General features: G+C 71.2%; 21 protein-coding genes. 10 read left to right on the plus strand and 11 right to left on the minus strand.

The annotated features are described in order from the left end of the window. Positions 1–30 precede the first annotated feature (30 nt). The 4 genes from ABZ374_RS38960 (at position 31) to ABZ374_RS38975 (ending at position 7,813) form a co-directional block, all read left to right on the plus strand. Positions 31–1,410 (plus strand): LCP family protein, encoded by a 1,380-nt coding sequence (locus tag ABZ374_RS38960; protein WP_360320970.1) that lies wholly within the window; start codon positions 31–33, stop codon positions 1,408–1,410. Between the two features lie 122 nt (positions 1,411–1,532). Beyond that, complete coding sequence (locus ABZ374_RS38965; RefSeq protein ID WP_360320973.1) at positions 1,533–3,368, plus strand: HSP90 family protein; 1,836 nt, start codon at positions 1,533–1,535, stop codon at positions 3,366–3,368. Between the two features lie 9 nt (positions 3,369–3,377). After that, positions 3,378–6,236 (plus strand): tetratricopeptide repeat protein, encoded by a 2,859-nt coding sequence (locus tag ABZ374_RS38970; protein ID WP_360320976.1) that lies wholly within the window; start codon positions 3,378–3,380, stop codon positions 6,234–6,236. Between the two features lie 71 nt (positions 6,237–6,307). Further along, positions 6,308–7,813 carry an FtsW/RodA/SpoVE family cell cycle protein gene (locus ABZ374_RS38975; protein WP_360320979.1) on the plus strand — a complete coding sequence of 502 codons (1,506 nt, stop codon included), beginning with the start codon at positions 6,308–6,310 and terminating at the stop codon, positions 7,811–7,813. Between the two features lie 38 nt (positions 7,814–7,851). Here ABZ374_RS38975 and ABZ374_RS38980 read toward each other — a convergent pair whose 3' ends face one another. Continuing rightward, positions 7,852–8,304: a DUF6299 family protein gene (locus ABZ374_RS38980; RefSeq protein WP_360320982.1), complete on the minus strand. Its 453-nt coding sequence runs from the start codon at positions 8,302–8,304 to the stop codon at positions 7,852–7,854. A 333-nt stretch (positions 8,305–8,637) separates the two neighbouring features. Between ABZ374_RS38980 and ABZ374_RS38985 the strand changes: the two genes are divergently transcribed. Both ABZ374_RS38985 and ABZ374_RS38990 read left to right on the plus strand, forming a co-directional pair. Then, on the plus strand, positions 8,638–8,928 hold the full coding sequence (locus ABZ374_RS38985; protein ID WP_360320985.1) for a hypothetical protein: 291 nt from the start codon (positions 8,638–8,640) through the stop codon (positions 8,926–8,928). After that, positions 8,925–9,170: a hypothetical protein gene (locus ABZ374_RS38990; RefSeq protein ID WP_360320988.1), complete on the plus strand. Its 246-nt coding sequence runs from the start codon at positions 8,925–8,927 to the stop codon at positions 9,168–9,170. The genes ABZ374_RS38985 and ABZ374_RS38990 overlap by 4 nt, the downstream gene beginning before the upstream one ends. A 102-nt stretch (positions 9,171–9,272) precedes the next feature. Here the strand turns inward: ABZ374_RS38990 and ABZ374_RS38995 are convergent, their stop codons facing one another. Beyond that, on the minus strand, positions 9,273–10,433 hold the full coding sequence (locus ABZ374_RS38995; RefSeq protein ID WP_360320991.1) for an acyl-CoA dehydrogenase: 1,161 nt from the start codon (positions 10,431–10,433) through the stop codon (positions 9,273–9,275). 254 nt (positions 10,434–10,687) lie between these two features. Between ABZ374_RS38995 and ABZ374_RS39000 the strand changes: the two genes are divergently transcribed. Beyond that, positions 10,688–12,007 carry a UDP-glucose/GDP-mannose dehydrogenase family protein gene (locus tag ABZ374_RS39000; RefSeq protein WP_360320994.1) on the plus strand — a complete coding sequence of 440 codons (1,320 nt, stop codon included), beginning with the start codon at positions 10,688–10,690 and terminating at the stop codon, positions 12,005–12,007. A gap of 106 nt (positions 12,008–12,113) precedes the next feature. Beyond that, positions 12,114–12,539, plus strand: a complete 426-nt coding sequence (locus tag ABZ374_RS39005; protein ID WP_360320997.1) for a CoA-binding protein — start codon at positions 12,114–12,116, stop codon at positions 12,537–12,539. A 48-nt stretch (positions 12,540–12,587) separates the two neighbouring features. On the opposite strand, the gene purE is transcribed toward ABZ374_RS39005, so the two are convergent. Next, the gene (purE, locus tag ABZ374_RS39010) at positions 12,588–13,091 is read right to left on the minus strand and encodes a 5-(carboxyamino)imidazole ribonucleotide mutase (protein ID WP_360321000.1); all 504 of its coding nucleotides are present in this window, start codon (positions 13,089–13,091) and stop codon (positions 12,588–12,590) included. Continuing rightward, a complete protein-coding gene (locus ABZ374_RS39015) occupies positions 13,088–14,227 on the minus strand; it encodes a 5-(carboxyamino)imidazole ribonucleotide synthase (RefSeq protein ID WP_360321003.1) in 1,140 nt (379 codons plus the stop codon). Before ABZ374_RS39015 ends, purE begins: the two co-directional genes overlap by 4 nt. A 229-nt stretch (positions 14,228–14,456) precedes the next feature. On the opposite strand from ABZ374_RS39015, the gene ABZ374_RS39020 reads away from it, so the two are divergent. Both ABZ374_RS39020 and ABZ374_RS39025 read left to right on the plus strand, forming a co-directional pair. Then, positions 14,457–14,954 (plus strand): GtrA family protein, encoded by a 498-nt coding sequence (locus tag ABZ374_RS39020; protein ID WP_360321006.1) that lies wholly within the window; start codon positions 14,457–14,459, stop codon positions 14,952–14,954. Continuing rightward, a complete protein-coding gene (locus ABZ374_RS39025; protein WP_360321009.1) occupies positions 14,951–15,532 on the plus strand; it encodes a GtrA family protein in 582 nt (193 codons plus the stop codon). Before ABZ374_RS39020 ends, ABZ374_RS39025 begins: the two co-directional genes overlap by 4 nt. Positions 15,533–15,549: 17 nt before the next feature. Here the strand turns inward: ABZ374_RS39025 and ABZ374_RS39030 are convergent, their stop codons facing one another. From ABZ374_RS39030 to ABZ374_RS39060, 7 genes are all read right to left on the minus strand, one after another. After that, positions 15,550–16,815 carry an ATP-binding protein gene (locus tag ABZ374_RS39030; RefSeq protein WP_360321012.1) on the minus strand — a complete coding sequence of 422 codons (1,266 nt, stop codon included), beginning with the start codon at positions 16,813–16,815 and terminating at the stop codon, positions 15,550–15,552. Between the two features lie 80 nt (positions 16,816–16,895). Then, positions 16,896–17,567 carry a response regulator transcription factor gene (locus tag ABZ374_RS39035; protein ID WP_020556678.1) on the minus strand — a complete coding sequence of 224 codons (672 nt, stop codon included), beginning with the start codon at positions 17,565–17,567 and terminating at the stop codon, positions 16,896–16,898. A gap of 133 nt (positions 17,568–17,700) precedes the next feature. Next, the gene (locus ABZ374_RS39040; protein WP_360321015.1) at positions 17,701–18,540 is read right to left on the minus strand and encodes a hypothetical protein; all 840 of its coding nucleotides are present in this window, start codon (positions 18,538–18,540) and stop codon (positions 17,701–17,703) included. A gap of 175 nt (positions 18,541–18,715) precedes the next feature. Further along, positions 18,716–20,014, minus strand: coding sequence for a hypothetical protein (locus tag ABZ374_RS39045; protein ID WP_360321018.1), 1,299 nt, complete (start codon positions 20,012–20,014; stop codon positions 18,716–18,718). Positions 20,015–20,063: 49 nt separating this feature from the next. Next, positions 20,064–20,840, minus strand: coding sequence for a hypothetical protein (locus ABZ374_RS39050; RefSeq protein ID WP_360321021.1), 777 nt, complete (start codon positions 20,838–20,840; stop codon positions 20,064–20,066). After that, positions 20,837–22,009, minus strand: a complete 1,173-nt coding sequence (locus ABZ374_RS39055) for a hypothetical protein (RefSeq protein WP_360321024.1) — start codon at positions 22,007–22,009, stop codon at positions 20,837–20,839. The genes ABZ374_RS39050 and ABZ374_RS39055 overlap by 4 nt, the downstream gene beginning before the upstream one ends. 32 nt (positions 22,010–22,041) lie before the next feature. Further along, complete coding sequence (locus ABZ374_RS39060) at positions 22,042–23,733, minus strand: DUF916 domain-containing protein (protein WP_360321027.1); 1,692 nt, start codon at positions 23,731–23,733, stop codon at positions 22,042–22,044. Between the last annotated feature and the right edge of the window lie 240 nt (positions 23,734–23,973).

The raw sequence follows: 23,973 nt of genomic DNA on the forward strand, positions 1-23,973 counted from the left end.
CGGGGCTGATCGAGTGAAAGCTTCGGTCCCATGAACAATTGGCCGCCGGGATGGGCGGACGGCGACCAGCAGCCGCAGCAACCTCCCCCGGGAACGATTCCGAGCCGCCCCGGCGGCTACCCGCAGCAGGCACCGGGCGGGTATCCGCCACAGGCGCCGAACGCCTATCCGGCGCAGCCGCCCGGTGGGTATCCGCCGGCTCCCCTGAGCCACTCGCCGCACGGCGTGCCGCCGGTGCAGCGGCCGCCCGGCGCGGACGCCTATCCGCCGCAGCCGCCGATCGCCGACGCGCACGGCGCGCCGGCGGGGCCACCGCCGCAACGCGGTCCCAGCGGTCCCGAGGGACCCGGCGGTCCCGGCGAGCCGCCCGGCCCGGGGGGTCCCGGTGGCCCCGCCGGCCGGCTGCGGCGTCCGCGCGGTCCGGTCAACTGGAAGAAGCGCATCCTCATCGGGGTCGGCGTCTTCGTCGCGCTGGTGCTGGTCTTCGGCACGGTGACCTACTTCTGGGCCGACTCGAAGATCCAACACGAGGACGTCCTGGACAACTACAAGGGGCGACCCGCCTCGTCCGCGGGCACCACGTGGCTGATCGTCGGCTCGGACAGCCGCGAGGGCCTGGACGCCACCGACCGCAAGAAGCTGCACACCGGCAAGGCCCAGGGCAAGCGCACCGACTCGATGATGCTGCTGCACAAGGGCAAGGGCGGCACCGCGCTGATCAGCCTCCCGCGTGACTCCTACGTGGACATCCCGGCGTTCAGCAAGAACGGCAAGACGGTGAAGGCGCACAAGGACAAGCTCAACGCGGCCTTCGACTCCGGCGGCGCCCCGCTGCTGGCCCGCACCGTGGAGATGGCCACCGGTCTGCGACTCGACCACTACGCGGAGATCGGCTTCGGCGGGTTCAACAACATCGTCAACGCGATGGACGGCGTGGACATCTGCCTCAAGGGGCCGATCAAGGACAAGAAGTCCGGCGCGAACCTGGAGGCCGGCTGCCAGACGCTGGACGGCGCCGAGTCGCTGGCCTTCGTCCGCTCCCGCTACTACGACCCGGCGCGCTCGGACCTGGCCCGGATGGAGAACCAGCAGCAGTTCCTCAGCGCGCTGGCGAAGAAGGCCAAGTCGGCCGGCGTGCTGCTCAACCCGTTCAGCGCCTTCCCGGTGGCCGACGCCTCGCTGAGCGCGGTGACCGTGGACGACGACACCGGCCTGTTCGATCTGTACGACCTGTTCAAGGACATGGGCAGCCTGTCCGGGGGCGACGGGGTCACCACCACGGTGCCGATCTCGAATCCCGGATACAACGTTCAGGGCGTCGGCTCCACCGTGTTGTGGGACGACAAGGGCTCCAAGGCGCTGTTCCAGGCGCTGCGCGACGGGCGGACGGTGGACGCGCCCAAGCGCTGAACCCGGCTCGGCGGGGACCGGCGGTCGGCTCGATGATTCGCCGCCTGTCCCCGCCGTTTCGTACCATCAGCACTCGGCCGGGATGTCGGCCGGCGATCCTGCCCCGAGGTGACGAAGTCCGCATGAACGATGCCGCGATAACCGCCGCTGACCACACCTTCCAGGTCGATCTGCGCGGTCTGGTCGACCTGTTGTCGCACCACCTCTACTCCAGCCCCCGGGTATACCTGCGCGAGCTGCTGCAGAACGGCGTCGACGCGGTCACCGCGCGGCGGGCCGCGGACGCGCAGGCCCCGGCGGCGATCACCATCACGGTGGAGGACGGCGGACTTCGGGTCACCGACACCGGCGTCGGGTTGACCGAGGCCGACGTGCACCGCTTCCTGGCCACCATCGGGCGCAGTTCCAAGCGGGACGCGCTGGAGAGCGCCCGGCGCGACTACCTCGGCCAGTTCGGCATCGGCCTGCTCGCCTGCTTCGTGGTCGCCGACGAGATCACCGTGGTCACCCGCTCGGCCCAGGCGCCGGACGCGCCGCCGGTGGAGTGGAAGGCCGGTTCGGACGGCCGCTACACGGTGCGCACCCTGGCCCACGAGGAACGCGAAGAGCCGGGCACCACGGTGTTCCTGACCCCGCGTCGGGGCAGCGAGTCCTGGTTCGCCGCCGATCGGGTGGTCGAACTCGCCCGTGACTTCGGCGCGTTGCTGCCGTATCCGGTCACCGTCGTGGCCGCCGGCGAGCACACGCCGATCACCGACACGCCGGCGGTCTGGGACCGCCCGTACCCGACACCGGAGCGTCGCCGGGCCGCGCTCACCGCGTATTGCGAGAGCCGACTGGGTTTCACCCCGCTGGACGTGATCGACCTGGACGTGCCGCTCGCGGGGGTGCGCGGCGCGGCGTTCGTGCTGCCGGAGGCGGTCAGTCCGGCGATGCGCGGCAAGCATCGGGTGCATCTCAAGGGCATGTTGCTCACCGAGAACGCCGACGGGCTGCTGCCCGACTGGGCGTTCTTTGTGCGCTGCGTCGTGGACACCGACACGCTGCGGCCCACCGCGTCGCGGGAGAGCCTGTACGACGACGAGTCGCTGGCCGGGGTGCGGGACGCGCTCGGCGGGCATATCCGGGACTGGCTGGCCGAGTTGGCCGCGCACGACCAGCCGCGGCTGGCGCGGTTCCTGAGCGTGCATCACCTGGGTGTGAAGGCACTGGCCCGGCACGACGACGAGTTGTTGCGGCTGGTGCTGCCGTGGTTGCCGTTCGAGACCACCGACGGACGGATCGCGCTGGACGAGTTCGCCCGCCGGCATCCGGTCGTGCACGTGACGCCGACGGTGGAGGAATACCGCCAGGTCGCGCCGATCGCGGCGGCGGCCGGGCTGGGCGTGGTCAACGGCGGCTACACCTACGACCTGGACCTGGTCCACCGGCTCGCCGACATCCGCCCGGGCACCACCGTCACCGAACTCGACCCGGACACCGTCACCGCGCACCTGGACTCGGTCGACCCGACCGCCGAACTGGCCGCGGCGAGCTTCCTCGCGCACGCGCGCGCCGCGCTGGACCCGCTCTCGTGCGACGTGTCGCTGCGCACGTTCCAGCCGGTCACCGTGCCCGCGTTGCTGCTGGACGGGCGGGACGCGCGCGGCGAGCGGGGGCGGGCCGAGGCCGAGCAGGACGCGGCCGGCCGCGGCGACGACCTGTGGTCGGGCATCCTGGGCTCGCTGCGCGGGCAGGGCCCGCGGGCGCAGCTCGTGCTCAACCACCTCAACCCGCTGGTCCGCCGGATCGCCGGCCTCGATGATCCCGAACTGGCCCGGGCCGCGGTCGAAGGACTGTACGGCCAGGCTCTGTTGCTCAGCCACCGACCGCTCACCTCGGCCGAGACCGGCCTGCTCGGCCGATCCTTCCTCGGCCTGCTGGAGCGGGCCGTCCACCAGCCGAACCCCGCCGAATAGGAACCCTTGATGGACATCCGTGACGACGCCGGGTTCTTCGCTGCCCTGGACGCGAACGAGGAACTGCCGTACGGAAAGGCGCGTACCGCCCGCGCCGAGGAACTGGTCGTGGTCGCCGAGCGGATGGGCAGCGACGAGAACCTCGCCTGGGCGCTGCTGCGGCTGATCACCGCGTACAACTACGGCGGCGAGTCGCCGCGCACGCCGGTCCCGCTCTCCCGCCTGCTCAAGTTGTGGGACGAGCACCCCGAGGGCTTCGACGAGCAGTTGACCCATCACCTGTTCTGGGATCTCAAGTGGATCACCAGCTCGCTGCTCGCGGTGCCCGAGGTGCCGCTGCCGGCGATCCGCGGCTACCTGGCCGACATGGAACGCCGCTACCGCACCGCCGGGCACAGCCTGCGGCCGGTTCAGCAGAGCCGGTTCTACCTGGCCCGACACATCGGCGCCGACGCGGAGAGCGGCGAGGCGTTCGAGGCGTGGCTGGCCGCCGATCGTGATCGGCTCGCCGACTGCGACGCGTGCGAACGGCGCGAGCAGGCCCGCTGGTTGATCGCCCGGGGCCGGGACGCGGACGCGCTGGAACTGCTCGCGCCCACCCTGGACGGCGCGTTGACCTGCGCCGAGGAGCCACAGGTCTCGCTGGCCGCGTCGATGTTGCCGCTCGTGCGCGAGGGCGACCCGGATCGGGCCCGGGCGCACCACCTGCGCGGCTACCGGTCGGTGCGCGGCAAGGTGAGCACCTACGCGGCGGTCGCCGAGCACATCGAGTTCTGTGCGCTGACCGGCAACGAGGGCCGCGGGATCGAGATCCTCGCCGAGCATCGGGCCTGGCTGGAGCGTCCGCAGAGCGACCCCTCCGACCACGCCGATTTCCTGGCCGGCGTCGCGGTGTTGCTGCGCCGACTGGTCGCGATCGGCGGGCCGGGGTTGGTGGTCTTCGAGGACACCTCGGCGGGCGCGCTGCGCGACACGGTCGAGCGCGAGTTGTTCGAGATCGCGGCACGCTTCGACGCGCGCAACGGGAACGACGCGGTGAGTTCGCGGGTGCGGCGCCGGTTGGCGGCGGCGCCGGTGGCGAAGTCGCTGCCCTTGGGCCTGCGTTCGGCGCGGGTGGCCGCGTCGGCGCCGGCCGCGCCGCCCGCAGCGACGGTTTCGGCCACCCACGATGTTTCGGAACTGCTGCTTCGTGCACGGGAGTCGGACACCGCGGGGCATCCACGTTCGGGTGCGGCCTGGCGGGACTACGCGGCGGCGGCGGGTGCTCTGGGGCAGGACGTGGACGCGTTCGCGCTCGCCGCGATCACCGAGGACGAGGGCGTCGACCTGGTCGACGAGGGCGAGTTCGCGGCGGGCATCGCGGCGCTGACCCGGGCCGCGGCCGGCTATCGGGCGGCGGACGCGCCGGGGCGGGCGGTGGGCGCCGAGGTGCGGATCGCGATGGCCCGGTTCCGGGCCGAGGACGCCGACGCGATCGGACTGTTCGACGCGGCTCGGGCCGAGGCCGAGAAGTTCCTGCCGGACGACGCCGCGCCGCTGGCACTGGTGTTGCACCACCGCGCGATCGTGGCACTGACCACCGGGTCCGACGACGTGCAGGCGGTCCTGACCGAACTGCACGACCTGGGTCGGGACCACGGACTGGCGCACCGCCGGGCGGCGGCGCTGCATCTGCGTGCGGAGCAGGCGCTCCAGGAGGAGCGCACGATTGACGCCGAAGTCGATCTGAGTGCGGCCATCACACTGTGCCGGGAGGCGGAACGGCCCTGGTCGGCCTGCCGACCGCTGTTCCTGCGCAGCCAGGTGCGGATGCAGGCGGGCGACCCGGCGGCGGCCGAGGCGGACATGCGCGCCGCGCTGGAGACGGCGGCGTTCTACGACGAGCCGCAGTTCCCGGTCGGCCACGCGCTGACCATGCTGGCCAACGCGGTCGGCGCGCAGGAACGGCCGGAGGACGCGCTGCCGTTCGCGTTGGAGGCCGCGCACGTGTTCGACGGCGAGGGTGACGCGGAGATGGCGGCGGCCTGCCGCAGGGGCGCCGTGGGCATGCTGTTCGGCCTGGGTCGGGACGCGGAGGCCGCGGCGATCCTGGAGGAGTTGCTGCCGGACATCGAGGCGCACCACGGCCCCGAACACGCGATGCACGAACGTTGGGCACTGGGCATGTGCCTGCGCCGGCTGGGCGATGCCCGGGACGCGGCCAGGCACCTGTCGATGGCCGCCGAGGCCGCCACGAAGGTCGCCGATCGGGCGACCCAGGCGGAGATCGCGGTGGCGGCGGCACACGCGCTGGACGACGCGGGGATGGCCGCGCAGGCACAGGCCGCGTTCGGCCGGGCGATCGAACTCCTGCGCGCGGAGGGCGACGTGCGCGAGACGGTGCGGGCGCTGCGGGCGAAGGCGTGGAGCATCGCGGGCAGCACCGATCGGGAGGACCCGTCGGGGGTGGACCGGGCCCTGGCGCTGTTCGGCGAGGCGCTGCGGGAGCTGGCGGGGGTCGAGCCGGGCGCGGGCGCGGATGTGTCCGCGGATGCGGACGACGACGCGGCGGCGATGGTCGCGATCGAGACGGCCGGCACGCAGCACCAGCTCGCCCACCTGCTGGCGCGCGCCGACCGGCTGCACCCGGCGTTGACCGCGGCCGACCGGGCCGCGGCGGCGTATGTGCCGCTGTTGCCGCAGGAGCGCGACGGGTATCTGGACGCGGTGCAACTGGGCGCGCGAATAGAGGCGTTCGGCCTGGAGCAGCGGCCGGCGGCGGTGGCTCGACTGGAGGCGGCGCTGAAGGTGTGCGCGGCGAACGAGGTGGCCGACGTCGGCGAACTCACCGACCTGCGTTACGAGGTGGCGAAGAACCGGAAGGACTGAGCGGAACCGGCGCCGCCGACGCCCTCGTCTTTCCTCGGAACGATCACGGTCGGCCGATGGGAGCACGAGAGATGACGGATCGGCCGGCGGACGCGGGGCCCATACCGAATCGGCGCGGCACCGAGCTGACGATGCTCGGCTTCGCGGTGCTGGTGACCGTACTGGCCTATGCCAACGTCGGGCTGGCGGGCGACGGTTCGTTACCCGCGGGCATGGTGGGCTACAGCCTGGGCATCGGTGCGCCGGCCCTGCTCGGGCACCTGGCGATCCGCCGGTTCGCGCCGTACGCCGACCCGCTCCTGCTGCCGCTGGCCACGTTGTTGAACGGCATCGGCATGGTGCTGATCTACCGCATCGGGCTCGATCCGGTACGCGGCCAGAAGAAGGCGTTGCAGACCGCGTCGACCCAGCTCGTGTGGTCGGCGATGGGCATCGCGCTGTTCCTCGGCATCGTCGTGCTGCTCCGGGATCACCGTGTGCTCCAGCGCTACACCTACACCGCGATGGCCCTGTCGCTGGTGCTGCTCGTGTCGCCGATCCCGTTCCCGGCGGTGAACGGGGCCAAGATCTGGGTCGCGCTCGGCCCGTTCTCGTTGCAGCCCGGCGAGTTCACCAAGATCGTGCTCACCGTCTTCTTCGCGGGTTATCTGATGGCCAAACGCGACGCGCTCGCGCTGGCCGGCCGTACGGTGCTGGGGATGCCGCTGCCGCGGGGTCGCGACCTGGGGCCGATCCTGGCCGCGTGGTTGCTGAGCCTGCTGATCCTGGTGTTCGAGCGGGACCTGGGCACCTCGCTGCTGTTCTTCGGGGTGTTCGTCGTACTCCTCTACATCGCGACCGAGCGCACGAGTTGGCTGGTGTTCGGGCTCGTCCTGTCGGCGACCGGCGCGGTGCTGGTCGGTTCGGTGGAACCGCACGTCAAGAGCCGGGTACACGCCTGGCTCGACCCGATGTACTACTACGACCTGCCCAAGCCCGGCCTCACCGACTCCGACCAGGCCGCCCAGGCGCTCTTCGGGTTCGGCAGTGGCGGCATGCTCGGCACCGGCCTCAACCAGGGCCACCCCGGTGAGATCGGCTTCGCCGCCAACAGCGACTTCATCCTGACCTCGGTCGGCGAGGAACTGGGCCTGGCCGGGATGATGGCGATCTTCATGGTGTACGCGCTGCTGATCGAACGCGGCCTGCGCACCGCGTTGGCGGCGCGCGACCCGTTCGGCAAGCTGCTCGCCGCGGGGCTGGCGGTCGTCATGGCGCTCCAGGTCTTCGTGGTCGCCGGCGGCGTCATCGGCCTGATCCCGCTGACCGGCATGACGATGCCGTTCCTGGCCCAGGGCGGCTCGTCGGTGATCACCAACTGGGGGCTGGTCGCGGTCCTGATCGTGATCAGCCACGCGGCCCGCCGCCCCCTGTCGGCGGTGGCCGCGGGCGAGATCTCCCCGACGCAGAACAGCAGGGGCGGCGGTCGGCACAGCGCCCGGACCGAACCCGCCCCCCGCGCACCCGCGGACGGCCCGGAACGGGACACCTCGGCCGGCACCCAAGCCGTTCGACCCCCTTCGGGCGCCGCGGCGTGAGCGCGGCGAGGAGCCCGAAGGGGGAGTGAACGCGGATCCTAGGCCCGCTGGATCACCACGTCGTGGTCGTCGACCGCGAGGATGGCGGGCAGCACCGGGACCACGCCCTCGCCGTCCTCGAGTTCGAGCAGCGTGGCATCACCGTGCGCGGCGCCGGGGACGAAGCCGATGGCGGACTTCTCGCTGTTGCGCCAGGCGTGGGCCCGACCGTCGCAGGTGGCGATGCTGCCGCCGACCGCGGTGTGGTGGCCGGCCTGGCCGACACTGCCGCCGACCAGCACGACCCCGGCATGGCCCGCGGAGCACTGGTAGGTACCGGAGAGGGTGATCGTGCCATCGGCCGCCACCCACACGGTCGAATCGAGCAAAACCCGGTCGCCCCCGACGTGTACGCTCTCGGCCGCCCGAGCAGCGACGGGAGCGAGAGCGAGCAGCAGACCGGCAATGCCGGCGGACAGGGCAGCGGCCGCACGGCCGACAGTGATCATCATGCCGTCGCCAACGACCCGGGACCCCAAAGGTTGCGCCCGAGCGTACGACCGAGCGAACCCGCAACAGCCGTCGTCGTCAAGGCGCCATGAGATCCAGCCCGACTCACGAGCAGGCCCGACTTCCCGGCCCGCGCTCCCGCCCCGGAAGCCGCTCCCCGCGACCGGCGAACCCACCTCCCCGCCCCGGCCGACCGCATCGAATCCGGCCCGGCCCACGACCGAAGGACTCCGCGCATGCACTCGGCCGCCCATCCCTCGGGAACCGACACGACCGACCGCGTCCCCGGGGCACACTGGTGGATGGCAACCGGACCGCGCGGACAAGGAGGCGTCATGGCCCAGCACGTATTCAGGACACACATAGCGGGCCGAGAGGTCGCCTTGCCCGGCACGATCGCCGACATCCGCGAGGCCCTCCCGGAGACGGATCGCGCCGACTTCGTGCGGGAGATCGAGTCCGCCTCGGCGGACGAACTCTTCGGCCTGATGGCCAGTTGGGCATTGCGCACGCCCGAAGCACACGACCCGGACGAGGATGCCTTGGTCGAACGACTGAAGACCGGCGACATGACCGGAATGACGTACGCCGACGAGTTGGACGACGCGTACCGGAGCACCGGATGAGCTACCGCATCGCCTACGCCCCGGACGCCGAAGTCGAACGCACACATCTGTCACCGGAGCGCCGCAAACGCTTCGACTCCGGCATGACCGCCATGGCGTCCGCCCCCTACGCGCACGGCTCGGCCGTGGGCGGCGACCGGGACCGCCGCGAGACGACCGTGTCCGGCGTCGCGTTCATCCGCTACATCGTCAGCGCCACCGTCGTCACGGTGACCGTGGTCAAGCTCGTCCCCGCCCCCTGACCTCGAACACCGGGTCCGACGGCATCGACCCGTGGCCTCCCGCGCGTGGCGATCCCCCGGCCGAAACGCCCCGGCCGGGGGATCGCGATGCGCTCGGCGTCGCTACTTCGGCAGGTTCCTCGCCATCACGATCCGCTGGACTTGATTCGTTCCCTCGTAGATCTGGGTGATCTTGGCGTCGCGCATCATCCGCTCCAGCGGGTAGTCGCGCGTGTAGCCGTAGCCGCCGAGGAGTTGCACCGCGTCGACGGTGATCTCCATCGCCGCGTCGGAGGCGAAGCACTTGGCCGCGGCGCCGTGGAAGGTCAGGTCCGCGTCGCCGCGCTCGGACTTGGCCGCCGCCGCGTAGGTGAGCTGCCGGGCCGCCTCCAGCTTCATCGCCATGTCCGCGAGCATGAACTGGATGCCCTGGAAGTCGGCGATCGGCTTGCCGAACTGCTTGCGCTCCCGCACGTAGCCCTTCGCGTAGTCGAGCGCGCCCTGGGCTATGCCCAGCGCCTGCGCCGCGATGGTCACGCGCGTGTGGTCGAGCGTCTTCATCGCCGTGGCGAAGCCGGTGCCCTCCGCGCCGATGATCCGGTCGGCCGGGATCCGTACGTTGTCGAGGTAGACCTCGCGCGTCGGCGAGCCCTTGATGCCGAGCTTCTTCTCCGGCGCACCGAACGAGACACCCTCGTCCGACATCTCCACCACGAAGGCCGAGATGCCCTTGCTGCGCTTGTCCGGGTCGGTCACGGCCATCACCGTGTAGAACTCGGACACGCCCGCGTTGGTGATCCAGCGCTTGACGCCGTTGAGCACCCACGAGTCGCCGTCGCGCACCGCGCGGGTCTTCATCGCGGCGGCGTCCGAACCGGCCTCGGGCTCGGACAGGCAGTACGAGAACATCCCGTCACCACGCGCGACCGCGCCCAGGTAGCGCCGCTTGAGGTCCTCGGAGCCGGACAGGATCAAGGGCATGGTGCCGAGCTTGTTCACCGCCGGGATCAGCGACGAGGACGCGCACACCCGGGCTATCTCCTCGATCACGATCACGGTGGCCAGTGCGTCGGCGCCCGCGCCGCCGTACTCCTCCGGGATGTGCACCGCATGGAGATCGTTGGCGCCGAGCGCGTCCAGCGCTTCCTGTGGGAAGCGGGACTGCTCGTCGACCTCGGCGGCGAACGGGGCGATCTTCGCCTCCGCGAGGGCGCGAACCGACTCGCGGAGCATGTCGTGCTCCTCGGAGACGCGGAAGAGGTCGAAGTCTTTTCGTCCGGCCACGGGTGCCTGCCTCTCGGCTCAAGAGTTGACGCATGAAGAGTTGACACGTGCAGGGTACGTAGCTGTAAGGCTGACGCATTTTATTACCGCTCAGTAACCAGCACTGGCATCCACCCTAATTCAGCCGGGCCCCGATTCGAGCCCGGGGCGGCACGGTCGCGGTTCCCCGACGGCGCCACAACGGGGCCGGATACGATCCATGAGGCCGTATCCGGCTGTATCCCGCCCTACGACGAAGAAGTCAGGTGACGTACGTGGCACCCCGCATCACGGTCATCGGTACCGGCTACCTGGGCGCCACGCACGCGGCGTGCATGGCCGAGCTGGGCTTCGAGGTCCTCGGGATGGACGTGGATCCCGACAAGGTGGCCACCCTCGCGAGCGGCCGGACGCCGTTCTGGGAGCCCGAACTCGAAGAGCTGATGGCCCCGCACGTGGCATCGGGACGGCTTCGCTTCACCACCGACATCGCCGAGCTGGCCGAGTTCGGCGACGTGCACTTCGTGTGCGTGAACACGCCGCAGCGCAAGGGCGAGTTCGCCGCCGACGTGTCCTACGTGGACGCGGCCGTGGACGCGCTCGCCCCGCTGCTGCGCCGCCCGTGCCTGGTCGTCGGCAAGTCCACCGTCCCGGTCGGCACCGCCGAACGGCTGACCACCCGGATCGCCGAGCTGGCACCGGTGGGCGCCGAGGCCGAGCTGGCCTGGAATCCCGAGTTCCTGCGCGAGGGCTTCGCCGTCCAGGACACCCTGCACCCGGACCGGCTGGTGATCGGCGTGCGCTCGCAGCGGGCCGAGGACGCCCTGCGCGAGGTCTACGCGACCCTGCTCGCCGAGGGTGTCCCGCTCGTGGTGACCGACTTCGCCACCTCCGAGCTGGTCAAGACCGCCGCCAACTCGTTCCTGGCCACCAAGATCTCGTTCATCAACGCGATGGCCGAGGTCTGCGAGGCGGCCGGCGCCGACGTCGAGCAGTTGTCCCAGGCGCTCGCCTTCGACCCGCGGATCAACGGCCGCTTCCTCAAGGCCGGCCTCGGCTTCGGCGGTGGCTGCCTGCCCAAGGACATCCGCGCGTTCATGGCCCGAGCGGGTGAACTGGGCGCCGATCAGGCGCTCACCTTCCTGCGCGAGGTGGACGCGATCAACATGCGCCGCCGGTTCCGGATGGTCGATCTGGCCCGCGAACAGTGCGACGGCAGCTTCCTGGGCCGCCGGGTCGCCGTCTTCGGGGCCGCCTTCAAGCCGAACTCGGACGACATCCGCGACTCGCCCGCGCTCAACGTCGCCGCCCAGGTGCAACTCCAGGGCGGCGAGGTGACCGTGTACGACCCCAAGGCGATGGACAACGCGCGAAAGATGTACCCGGGCCTGACCTACGCGGACACCGCCTTCGACGCGGCCCGCGGCGCGCACGTGGTGCTGCACCTGACCGAGTGGCCGGAGTTTCGCGAGATGGACCCGGCCGTACTGGGCGAGATCGTCGCGGAACGGCGCGTACTCGACGGGCGCAACGCCCTCGACCCGGTGCGCTGGCGCGGCGCAGGATGGACGTACCGGGCACTCGGTCGCCCCTGAGTAGCCGGCCCGCCCCGGGGGCACACTCACCCGGCCGACGGGCGTCGCGCCGTCCGTCGCTCGGGGGGCACCGCGAGCAGCGAGACAAGACTGCGAGGTCATCAGCATGCCGTACGGCGACGAGCCCACCATCCGACGGATCCTCGACACGAACACCTGGGCGGTGGTGGGCCTCAGCACCAACTCCCACCGCGCCGCGTATGGAGTAGCCGCGTTCCTCCGCCAGTGGGGAAAGCGCGTCGTGCCCGTGCACCCCAAGGCCGAGACCGTGCACGGCGAGCCGGGCTACGCCACGCTCGCCGAGATCCCGTTCCCGGTGGACGTGGTCGACGTGTTCGTCAACTCGGACCAGGCAGGCGAGATCGCCGACCAGGCGGTGAAGATCGGCGCGATGGCGGTCTGGTTCCAGTTGGACGTGATCGACGAGCGGGCCTACCAGCGGGTCCGGGACGCGGGCCTGGACATGGTGATGGACCGCTGTTCGGCGGTGGAGCTCCAGCGCATCACCATGACGGGCGCGGGCCGGGCCTGAGCCCGGCGGCCGGGGCCCGAGCACCCGATCGGGCCCCGCCCGGACACGCTAGGAACCGATTCGCTCGCGCAGCTTGCGCCCCTTCTCGGTCGCCTGCGCCTTCAGCTCGACCTGGAACGCGGTCATGCGTTCGAGCAGCACCGGATCGTGCGCCGCCAGCATCCGCACCGCGAGCAGCCCGGCGTTGCGCGCGCCGCCGATCGAGACGGTGGCCACCGGCACGCCGGCCGGCATCTGCACGATCGACAACAACGAGTCCATGCCGTCCAGGTACTTCAGCGGCACCGGTACGCCGATCACCGGCAGCGGGGTGACCGAGGCCAGCATCCCGGGCAGGTGCGCGGCGCCACCCGCGCCCGCGATGATCGCCTTGAGCCCACGTTCGGCCGCGTTCGTGCCGTACTCGATCATCTCCTGCGGCATCCGGTGCGCGGAGACCACGTCGGCCTCGTAGGCGATCCCGAATTCGTCCATGACCTGCGCGGCGAGTTCCATCACCGGCCAGTCCGAGTCGGATCCCATGACGATGCCGACGACGGGCTGCGTGCTCATTCGGTGATGTCCCCTCGGAGATAGTCGGCGGCGTGCCGGGCGCGCTCGCGCACGTCGTCCAGATCGTCGCCGCACACGGTCACGTGCCCGACCTTGCGACCGGGCTTCACGTCCTTGCCGTACATGTGCACCTTGACCCCGGGGTCGCGGGCCATCACGTGCAGGTACGGACGGTACATGTCGGGATAGTCGCCGCCGAGCACGTTGACCATCACAGTCCACGGCGCCCGCGCGCGCGGGTCGCCCAGCGGCAGGTCGAGCACCGCGCGCAGGTGGTTCTCGAACTGCGAGGTGACCGCGCCGTCGATGCTCCAGTGCCCGCTGTTGTGCGGGCGCATGGCCAGCTCGTTGACCAGGATCCGGCCGTCGGGCGTCTCGAACAGTTCGACCGCGAGGTGCCCGGTGACATCCAGCTCGCCCGCGATCGACAGCGCGATCCGCTGCGCGCGGACCGCGAGCTCCTCGGTCAGGTTCGGCGCGGGTGCGATCACCTCGCGACACACGCCGTCCACCTGGATCGACTCGACCACCGGATAGGCCACCGCCTGCCCGTGCGGCGAGCGCACCACGCAGGCCGCCAGTTCGCGGGTGAAGTCGACCTTCTCCTCGGCGAGCACCGGCACCCCGGCCGCGAACGGCACGGCGGCCTCCGCCTCGCCGCGCACGATCCACACGCCCTTGCCGTCGTAGCCGCCGCGGGTGGTCTTGAGCACCACCGGCCAACCGCCGACCTCGGCCGCGAACGCCGTCACGTCCGCCGGATCGGTCACGATCCGATTGCGCGGGCACGGGACGCCGATCTCGGCCAGCCTGGCCCGCATCACGCCCTTGTCCTGGGCGTGCACGAGGGCCCGCGGGCTCGGCCGCACGGCGACGCCGTCGGCTTCCAGGGCCTCCAGCAGCGCGGTGGGGACCTGTTCGTGGTCGAAGGTGACCACGTCACAGCCCTGCGCGAAGCGGCGCAGGTCGGCGAGATCGTCCTCGCTGCCGAGCACGACGTCGCCCACGACCTGGGCCGCGGATTCGGACGGGGATGCGGCGAACACGCGAAAGCGGGCGCCGAGCGGGATTGCGGCCTGGTGCGTCATGCGGGCGAGCTGGCCGCCGCCGACCATGCCGACGACTGGGAACGTCACGGGGGAAGGGTACCGACCCGAGACACGCGGTCGTGGCGGCGGGGATCGCGGGCAGGCTTCGGACGAGCCGGGCCCGCCGAAACGACGTGTGCCACACGGGACGGGAGATGTTCCGGTAAAGAGTCTGCAACAGGAGGGAGACCGTGCACCGATGCCGAGCAGCCACGACGGCTACCCTCGTCGGGTGAGTGGTCATGCCCGTAGCCCCCGTGGTGCCCAAGGAGCGTCCGTGCCTTCGCCTGTCGGCGCCCCCACCGACCCGTCCGTCGGACCGCCGCCCGGCCGGATGGCGCGCCTGCGTTCGGAGGTCACCCGGTTCCTGGTCGCGGGCGGACTCGCCTACGCGGTGGACGTGCTCGTCTTCAACCTCGGCCTCTCGCTCGGCATGGGCGGGGTCGCGGCGAAGATCGTCTCCTCGATCCCGGCGACCATCGTGGCCTACATCGGCAACCGGTACTGGACCTACCGGCATCGGGACCGCACCGGCGTCGGTCGCGAGTACACCCTCTTCTTCGTGTTCAGCGCCATCGCCGCGGGCATCCAGGCGTCGAGCGTATTCGTCTCGCACAACCTGATGGGCTACGAGAGCAAGCTCGCCGACAACATCTCGGCGAACATCGTCGGCATGGCTCTCGGCACGCTGTTCCGCTTCTGGGCATTCCGTACGTGGGTGTTCAAGCACAAACGACCCGGCACCCTCCCGGTCGTCGAAGGTGGCATGTCGTGAAGGCGCTCCGGAATTGGTACGACCGAGTCGGACACCTGCTGCACGAGACGCTGAAGTTCGGCGCCGTCGGCGGATTCGGCGTGGTCGTCAACGTGATCGTGTTCAACATCTGCCGTAACCACCTGGGCCTGGCCTCGGTGCGCTCGTCGGTGATCTCGACCGCGCTCGCGATCATGGTGAACTATCTCGGCAACCGCTACTGGGCCTTCCGACACCGGACGTCCGAGGACAGTCGACGCGAGTTCGTGCTGTTCATGGCGTTCAGCGGGGTCGGGATGGCGATCGAGGCGGGCACCGTGGCCATCTCGCACTACTGGCTCGGCCACCCCTCGCTGCTCGCGGACAACGTCGCCAAGTACGCCGTCGGGCTGCCCCTGGGCACGCTGTTCCGCTTCTGGTCCTACCGCACCTGGGTCTTCACCGGCACCCACGAGGTCGACCGCAAGCCGGTCCGGGTCGTCGCACCGCCGGTCGGCGAGGACGCCGAACCCGACGAGCCGATAGCCCCCGGCGCAGCCCACCTGGACACCGAGGCCGCCCGCCTGGTCGAGGACGAAAGCGAAACGTCCCGGGCCTGAGCGCTCGCCCCGCCCGCTCAGCCGGGCGGTTCCTCCGGATGTGCCGCCAGGAACACCGCGAACACCGGCGGGCGCTGCTGGAGCAGTTCCAGTCGGCCGCCGTCCGCCTCGGCCAGGTCGCGGGCGACCGCGAGGCCCAGGCCGGTCGAGTTGTGGCCGCTGACCGCCCGCTCGAACACCCGCGCACCCAGCTCGTCGGGCACGCCGGTGCCCTCGTCCTCGACCTCGACCACCACCGACGTGCCGGTCGTCCGGGTACGGATGTTCACCCCGCCGGCACCGTGCATGAGGGTGTTCTCGACCAGCGTGGCAAGCACCTGGGACAGCGCGCCCGGGGTGGCCACGGCGGTCAGCCCGCGCTCCCCCTCGACTCGGATACTGCGTCCGGCCTCGCGGAAGTTGGGTCGCCATTCGTCGATCTGCTGCTGGATCACGTCGTCCACCCGGACGGTGACCGCGGACATGTTGCGCGGATCGCGCCCGCCGCTGCCGCGCCGACTGCTGGTCAACAGCCGCTGCACCACGTCGGTGAGCCGCTCGACCTGGGACAGCGCGATCGCGGCCTCCTCCTTGACGATCTCCGGATCCTCGGTCGCGATGATCTCCTCCAGCCGCATGGACAGCGCGGTGAGCGGAGTGCGGAGCTGGTGGGAGGCGTCCGCGGCGAGCCGGCGCTCGGCGGTGAGCATCCGCGCGATCCGCTCGGCGCTCTGGTCCAGCACCTCGGCGACCCGATCCAGCTCGGGCACGCCGTACCGGCGATGTCGGGGGCGCGGGTCGCCCGAGCCGAGGCGTTCGGCGGTCTCGGCCAGGTCGGTCAGCGGGCGGGCGAGCCGGCGGGCCTGCCACACCGCGAGGGCGGCGGCCGCGGCGACGGCGAGCAGCGCGACGCCGAGGATCAGCAGGAGGGATTCGCGGATCTTGCCGGTGACCCGCTCGCGCGGTTCGCCGACGGTGACCGAGTCGCCCATCTCGCCGGGCATCTCCTTCTCGAAGACCCGGCCGCTCGGCTTGTCGCCGATCACCAGTGGGGGCTCCCCCTGCAGCCGCACGATCGCGTAGCGATGCGGTTCGATCTGCCGGTGCAGCAGTTCCGCGTTCGAGCGTTCGCCGGAGGCCAGGCGCAGCTCGACGACCTCCAGGATGCGCGCGGCCTCGGCCTTGAGGCTGTCGCCCGCGCTGTTCTCGATCGCGTGGGTCTCCACGAACGCCAGCGGCACGCCGAGTACGGCCACGACGACCAGGACCACGCCGAGCGTGGTGTTGATGAGCCTGCGACGCAAGGTTGGTCCCGTCAGCTTTCCGAGGTCGGCTCGGAGATCGGCTCCGAGATCGGCTCCCGCGAAGTCGGCCCGGCCCGAGGTCAGCTCTTCTCGAAGCGGAAGCCCACACCGCGCACCGTGGTGATGTAGCGGGGATTGCCCGCGTCGTCACCGAGCTTCTTGCGCAGCCACGAGATGTGCATGTCCAGTGTCTTGGTGGAACTCCACCACGTGGTGTCCCACACTTCGCGCATGAGCTGGTCGCGGGTGACCACCCGGCCTGCGTCGCGCACCAGCACCCGGAGCAGGTCGAACTCCTTGGCGGTGAGCTGAAGCTCCTCCTCGCCGATCCAGGCGCGGTGCGAGTCGACGTCGATCCGCACGCCGTGCACCCCCTGACCGACATCGGCGGCGCCGCGGCGAAGCAGCGCCCGCACGCGCGCGAGCAGTTCGGCGAGCCGGAAGGGCTTGGTGACGTAGTCGTCGGCGCCGGCGTCGAGGCCGACCACCGTGTCCACTTCGTCGGCGCGCGCGGTCAGGACCAGAACCGGAAAGCCGTGCCCCTCGGCACGCAGCCGCCGGCACACCTCCAGGCCGTCCATGCCGGGCAGGCCGAGGTCGAGAACGAGCAGGTCCACCCCGCTCTGCGCGGCGCACTCGAGAGCGCTTGGACCGTCCTCGCGCACCTCGACCTCGTAGCCCTCTCGGCGCAACGCACGCGCGAGCGGTTCGGAGATGGATGCGTCGTCCTCGGCGAGCAGTACGCGGGTCATGACCTTGATGTTACTGAGCCATCGGCGCGAGGTTGACGAGCTCCGCCCGACAGAGCTGCGGGGGCCGGGAATCGGCGGGATTTTTTCCCTGATCGAGGGACTGCGAACGACCGGGGCACCGGGACCGGCGCGCTCACCACTCGTCGTCCTCGTGTCGACGCCACGAGTACAACATCGTGGCCGCGGCCATCACCAGGATCAGCGCGCCGATCACGATCAGCGCGATCGTCCCGCCGGAGATGTCCCCGTCGTCCTCGCCCCTGCTCAGCGTCCCGATGTCGACCCCGCTCGGCTTGCCCGCTCCCTCGGCGACCCCGCCCGGGCTCGCGGCCGGGCTCTCCGCGCGCTGTGACGCGGTCTCTGCGGACGTCGCGCCCGATGCCGGGGGTTGTCCGGCGCCGGGGCTCGCCGCGGTGCCCTGCGGCCCCTCCGGGGCCTTCCCCGCCGCATCGACCTTGAGCGTCGCGGCGGGCGGCGCGGGAGCGGTCGGGAAACACGTGGTGATCTGGTCGCCGAAGATCGCGGTACTGGTGACCATCTTGCCCGGCGCGATCCTGATGTCGCCCCTGGCGTCGAGCGGCACGGTGATCTCGCCCTCGTAGGGCGGCACCACGATCTGTGCGGGCGTGCCCGGGATGTCGACGCGCATCCTGGGCCCCTGGAGCGTGAGTTCACCGCTCGCGCCGCCGGACAGGACGAGTTGGATCGACGGGGTCAACGGGGTGCCCGGGAACGGCAGTGGGCTGGTCGCGGGGCTGCCGCCGAGGGTGACCTTGATCTTCACCTTGTCGCCGGGGCGGACCGGATCGCTCGGTGCCTCCAGCGAGATCTGCTGCGGACCGTCCACGGCGGGCTGATCCAGCGGGATGACGCAGTGCACCTGCACGATCAACGGTTCCGCCGCGCCGGCGGGCGGGGCGAGCGCGAGCGCCGAACCGACCGTGCAACCCAGAGCGAGGGCGGCACTCGCCATGCGTGGAGCCCAGACAACCATCGGAGTCGCGTTCCTTCTCATGGGTGGCGGGATACAGCCGAAGGGTCCCCCGGCCGGGTGAGGACCGGCAAGGGGACCCTTCGATTTCGGATCAGCTCGGTTCGGCCATCGTGGCCGCTACGGCGCCGAGTTGCCGCCGGGTGTGCTCCGAAGGTCAGACCTGGTTGCGGATCCGCCGACGGTAGGGCACGAACAACATCAGCGCGATCGCACCGAGCACGGCGGTGCCGGCCGCCATCGCGAACGCGGTCATGCCGCCGCCGGAGGCGCCGGTGTGCGCGAGGTCGCCGGTGGCTCCGCCGGTGCTGGTGGTGCTGCTGCCACCGTCGCTGCCCACATTGCCCGTGGGGGTCTGGGTGACGCCGCCGGTCGTGCCGCCGTCGCCCTTCGCCTTGAGGGTGGCCGAGACGGCGGTCTTGTCGGCCTTGCACTTGAGGTTGACCTTGACCACCTGCTCGCCCGGGATCTCCAGGCCGAGGTTGAACGCGCCCGGGGTGAACCCGTAGTCGCCCGCCGCGCCGACGGTGAACTCGCCCGCGAGGGGACCGGCCGCCTTGATCTGGTCGCCCGGCTTGATGCTGACCTTCTTGGCCGCCAGCGTGACGTCGAACGGCTTCTTGTCACCGCCCGTGGTGTCGATGGTCAGGGTCGGGACAACGGTGGCCTCGACCCCTTCGGGCGGCGTGATCGAGGGCGCCGTGCCGAGGATGTCGTCCTTGAACTTCGCCTGGACCGCGACCTTTTCGTTCGGCTTGGCGACGCTGGGCACGATCACCTTGATGGTCGTCTTCAGCGGCAGCGGATCCCCGAACTTCTCGGTGCCGAGGAAGATGTCACAGGTGTAGTCGACCGAGACGTCCTTGCCGTTCGGGGCGCCGGCCGGCGGGTCGCCGCCGCCGTCCTCGCTGATCTTGAGCGTGCCCAGCTCCGGTGCCGTCCCGGTGGGCTTGCACACCGTGACCTGCGAACCGGCGATCTTTACGGTTGTCGTCCACTCCTTCGGCTTGAGCGTGATGTCGCTCTTGAGGTCGGCCGGAATGGCGATCTTGCCGTCGAACTGCGGGAGGGCGACGTCGCCGTCCTTCTCGGCGACCAGCTTCCCACCGCCTTCGAGCTTCACCTCCTTGGTGGTGCCGCCGCCTCCGCCGACCTCGAAGGTCATCGAGAAGGTGAAGTCGTTGTTGAGCTTGGCCGGTGCCTTCTGCCCGGTCGGGCCCATCTTGACGCCGACCGTCGCGACGTTGCCGGGCTTGATCGCGGTCGTGGGCATCACGAGTTCGATCTTCTGGTCGTTCGTGACGTCCTTGCCGCCGGCGAGGATCGGCAGCTTGCAGGTGTCCGGCACGACCACCTCGGCGGCGACCGCAGTTCCGGAGAGGCCGAGCATGCCGCCGGAGGCGATGGCCAGGGCTGCGGCCCCCGCCATCGCGGTACGCGTGATTTGGCGCTTCATCAGGTTGTGCGCTCCCTTCGTCGGGGCGGGACTCACCCCGTCGTGTTGGTCAGCTCAGCGTGAGCGTCAAGGTCGCCGAGTAGCTCTCGGCGGAGGTGTTCCGGTCGGGCAGCCGCAGGGTCAGCTCTGCGCCGACATCGAATTCACCCCCCGTGACGCTCGGTGACGACGATGTCGAGCACAGGGTCGCCGTACGGCTCGACTCGGCCCGGTTTCCGGGCCTGGCCGAGCTGGGATACGGGCCGCGTCCCGGGTGCGGCGTGCAGTACGGATCCCAGACGAGGTTGTGCGCCTCGATCCGGGTTCCGTCCTCCGCCCGGAAGTCGGACATCGCGCCGGTGAGGGTCCACCCGTTGCGCGACCCGCGAAAGTCCTGGACCAGCATCGGATTCAGCGCACCCTTGGCGGTGCCGCTGGTGCGATCCACGGTCAGCCGGCTCTGTCCGGTGTTCGGGGTACTGACGGCCAGGACACCCGGGTTGATGTTGCCGTCCACCCGGTCCGGGGGCCGAGGTTGGTCGATCCTGGTGTCCCAGTCGAGTTCTCCCGCGCCGGACACCGATCCGTCGCCGGCGCTCCCACCCGATCCGGGCGGGTTCGAAACGGTCGAACCGTCGCTCGGCGCGGCGGAGCCGGGATCACCGGTACCGGCGGTGGGCGCGGGCCGGTAGGTACCGCCGCCGCTCGGGCCGGCCTGGTCGGTGACGTTGGTGTGCGAGGGGCCGAACTCGCCGCCGCCCGGCCCGTAATAGAACGCGAGCACGGTGCCGATCACAGCGGTGCCGGCGATCAGCGCGCCGAGGCCCCGGCGGGGTCGGGTGGTCATCGATCGCCTCCCCCGGACTCGCCGGCACGCGGGTGGTCGTCCTCACCGGGCTCGGAACCCGCGTACAGCGGACCGCCGATCACCATCGTCTCGACCATCGAACGCACCGGGCGCTTGCTCAGGTCCACCGGTGCGGCCGAGGACTGCGGCGGGCGTCTGTTCGCGGTCCGGGAATCCGACTCGCCGTCATCCGCCTTGTCCTCGGCGGACTTTCGGTTCTTGTCGTCCCTGGTCAACCGGGACGGCGGCTCGGCCAGGCCGACTTCGCGCTCGCGCTCGCCGGCCCGGCGGGCCCGCTGTTCGCCGATGAGTTCGACGATGCGCAGGAACAACCGCCAGGCCGCCACCGGCACCACGATCACCAGGAGCGCGCCGAAGATGTAGACGCCCCACGGACGGCCGACCTCCAGGGCCTGTTCGTCCACGATCTGGTTGTCGTACGTCACGCGCCAACTGAAGGTGCCGTGTTGACGGGGGTTCAGTTCCACCGGGAGCGAGATGGTGGTGCGCTTGCCCGGCGGGATGGTGACGTGCGACTCGTAGTTCTCCCAGGTCGGGGCGTAGACACCTTCGTAGAAGCCGATCCGGAAGGTCGGGTTGACGATGGGCTGTTGGCCCATGTTCCCGACCTCGATCCGGAACCGGCGCTGCACCGGCGAGCCGAACCAGGTGAAGATCGAGTCCTCGCCGACCATGGCGCTGTCGATGAAGACCAGTCGGCCGGGTGTCTTGACGGTCACCGGCAGCGGAGCGTAGGGCGCGCCGTCGATCTCCAGCGGCACGCTCGCGTCCTTCGGCGGGCCGTTCATGATCACCGCGATCCGGACCACGCACGGGCACGGGGACGGCGGGATGGCTGCGGTCAGGGTGATCGTGACATTGCCGGCGGCGTCCACGGTCCCGCTCGCGGCACTGGCCGCCGCGCAGTTGACCGTGCCGCGCAGGCCGTTCTCACCGCAGATGCTCGCCTGGACCAGCGAGCCGGGAGTCCAGTCGCCACCGACGACCGAGACCTTGTCCCCGGCCGCGACCTTGCCCGGGTCGATCGACGCGCTCGGTCCGGCCGGCGCCGGGTCCGCCGCACGCGCGGGCGCCGTGCCGCCCAGGGCGACCAGCCCCAGGAGCAGCACGGCGATCAGCGCGAGGGCGGTACCGCGGGCACGGCCCACCCGAACCACGTGACGAACCCGGTCGACCACGATCAACGGCCGACCCCCGCGGAATCGGCGGAGTCCTCGGCGGCCGGCGCGTCGGCGCGCGGGCGGGCCGGGGGCTGCTTGCCCTTCGGGCGCTTGGCGGCCTTCTTGGCGGGAGCGGCGGCCGGGACCGCGGGCTCGGCGTCGGGCTCGGGCTCGGCGTCGGCGGCCGGGACCGCGGCGGCCGGCTGCTCGGCGGCCGGTGTGGCGGATGCGGCTTCGGGCTCGGCCGGTTCGGTTGCCGCCGTCTCCGGTGCGGCGCTCGCGTCGGCGGGTGTCTCCGCAACGGGCTTATCCGCCACGGGAGTCGCCTCGGCGTCGGCCTGCTTGTCGTCGCTCGCCGCCACCTCGGCCGGCTTCTCCTCGGTCTCGGCGGACTTGTCGGCCGTCTCGGCCCGCTCGCCCTTGTCCCCCGACTCCGCGTCCTTGGACGTGTCCTCGGCCGGCGTCTCGACCTCGGCCTTCTCGGCCGCCTCGGCATCCGCAGCCGCACCGGAAGTCTCCGCCGACACCGCCGCCTTCGCGGGTTCGGCCGGCGCCGGCTCCGCGACGGGCGCGGATTCACCGGCGGCCTGGGCGTGCTCGGCGCCGGCCGGCGCGGGCGCGGCCGGGACCGGCGGCAGCACCGTTGTGTCGTCGGTCGGACCCACCGGGCCGGCGGGCTTGGCCGGGTCGCCGCCCTTGCCCTTGCGTCCGTTGCGCCACACGCCCCAACCGATGCCGGCGACCAGCAGGAGGGCGGCCAGGGTGAGCAGGCTCGGCCACGGCACGGCCGTGTACGAAGCGCTCGCGTCGTCCTTGATGTTCTGGTCCGCGACGACACCGTTCACCTTGACGGTGACGTGGTCGAGTCGCGGGGCGTCCTTCCACTCGACGACCTTCTCCACGGCCGAGCCCGGCAGGATCTCGGTGCCCTCGTCGACCTTGCTCATCAGCTTGCGCCCGAACAGGCCCTCGGCCTTGAGCTCGAACTTGGGCCGCAGGATCACGTTGCCCCGGTTGATGATCCGGTAGGTGACCTTCGCCTTGCTCGAACCGAAGAACTCGTGGAAGCCCGCGTCCCGCTTGACCTCGACCTTTTGGATGTCCATCGCGGGCAGCGCGTCGCCCTGCACCCGCAGGTAGACCCGGGCGCCGATCTGCCGCTGGATGTTGACCTTGATCTGGCCCTGCTGCTGAGTGCCCTCGATCGCGGTGTTGAGCGCGACGATGGCGCCGGGGTGGTCACCGGGGGTCGCGTTCGGCGGGATGACGATGTTGAACGGGACCTGGCGCTTCTCCCCCGGTTGCAGGGTCAGCGTCTGGTTCTCCGGCGCCACCTGGATCCAGGTACCGACGTCCTTCTGTTTGTCGGTGACGGTGCGCAGTGCGAAACCGCCGTCGCGCGGCGTGTTGTACGCGTCCGCGCCGAACAGCTTCATGGTCAGCGGCGCCGGGCTCGTGTTGTGCACGGTCACCACGTCGGGAACGGTGGTGCCGGCGGCGCCTTCGAGGAAGAAGTAGCGACGGGCGTTCTGGCTGGTGCCGTCCGGCACGAACGGATCGACCGACCATTCGCCGTTGCCCGCGGCCGACGCGGGGGTCGGTGCGACCAGCGTCAAGGATGCGAACAGCGTGGCCAGCACCGCGAACAGGGTGGCCAGGGATCGGTTGCGTCCGCCTTGCCGGCGGCTCGGGGGGGCCGGGGTGCCCGTCATCGGTGTCTCCAGAACTGGTCTGTGTGCTGCGGATCGAAAGGGCCGGTTTCGGGAGCGGATCCGAAGGGCCCGCGCTGTGTGTCTGGGTGGAACGGATGCGGATCACCCGCCTGCGGTGTGGGCGGGACGGGCCGGCTGCCCGCCCCACCCTCCGCTCTGCGTCGATCCGCAGCGGCCCGCTCCGGCGGACCGTGCGCCGCGGCTGGTTTTCCGCGGCGCACGGGCCCCCGGTGTCGAGGC

Source organism: Embleya sp. NPDC005971 (assembly GCF_040629175.1).
Classification (GTDB): Bacteria; Actinomycetota; Actinomycetes; order Streptomycetales; family Streptomycetaceae; genus Embleya.

Bases quoted from the DNA above. Each gene is read 5' to 3' on its own strand.
- ABZ374_RS38985 (WP_360320985.1), top strand. From the start codon at position 8,638: ATGGCCCAGCACGTATTCAGGACACACATAGCGGGCCGAGAGGTCGCC.
- ABZ374_RS39035 (WP_020556678.1), bottom strand. From the start codon at position 17,567: ATGACCCGCGTACTGCTCGCCGAGGACGACGCATCCATCTCCGAACCG.
- ABZ374_RS38970 (WP_360320976.1), top strand. From the start codon at position 3,378: ATGGACATCCGTGACGACGCCGGGTTCTTCGCTGCCCTGGACGCGAAC.
- ABZ374_RS38990 (WP_360320988.1), top strand. From the start codon at position 8,925: ATGAGCTACCGCATCGCCTACGCCCCGGACGCCGAAGTCGAACGCACA.
- ABZ374_RS38980 (WP_360320982.1), bottom strand. From the start codon at position 8,304: ATGATGATCACTGTCGGCCGTGCGGCCGCTGCCCTGTCCGCCGGCATT.
- ABZ374_RS38975 (WP_360320979.1), top strand. From the start codon at position 6,308: ATGACGGATCGGCCGGCGGACGCGGGGCCCATACCGAATCGGCGCGGC.
- ABZ374_RS39060 (WP_360321027.1), bottom strand. From the start codon at position 23,733: ATGACGGGCACCCCGGCCCCCCCGAGCCGCCGGCAAGGCGGACGCAAC.
- ABZ374_RS39005 (WP_360320997.1), top strand. From the start codon at position 12,114: ATGCCGTACGGCGACGAGCCCACCATCCGACGGATCCTCGACACGAAC.
- ABZ374_RS38965 (WP_360320973.1), top strand. From the start codon at position 1,533: ATGAACGATGCCGCGATAACCGCCGCTGACCACACCTTCCAGGTCGAT.
- ABZ374_RS39050 (WP_360321021.1), bottom strand. From the start codon at position 20,840: ATGACCACCCGACCCCGCCGGGGCCTCGGCGCGCTGATCGCCGGCACC.
- ABZ374_RS38960 (WP_360320970.1), top strand. From the start codon at position 31: ATGAACAATTGGCCGCCGGGATGGGCGGACGGCGACCAGCAGCCGCAG.
- ABZ374_RS39045 (WP_360321018.1), bottom strand. From the start codon at position 20,014: ATGAAGCGCCAAATCACGCGTACCGCGATGGCGGGGGCCGCAGCCCTG.
- purE (WP_360321000.1), bottom strand. From the start codon at position 13,091: ATGAGCACGCAGCCCGTCGTCGGCATCGTCATGGGATCCGACTCGGAC.
- ABZ374_RS39040 (WP_360321015.1), bottom strand. From the start codon at position 18,540: ATGGCGAGTGCCGCCCTCGCTCTGGGTTGCACGGTCGGTTCGGCGCTC.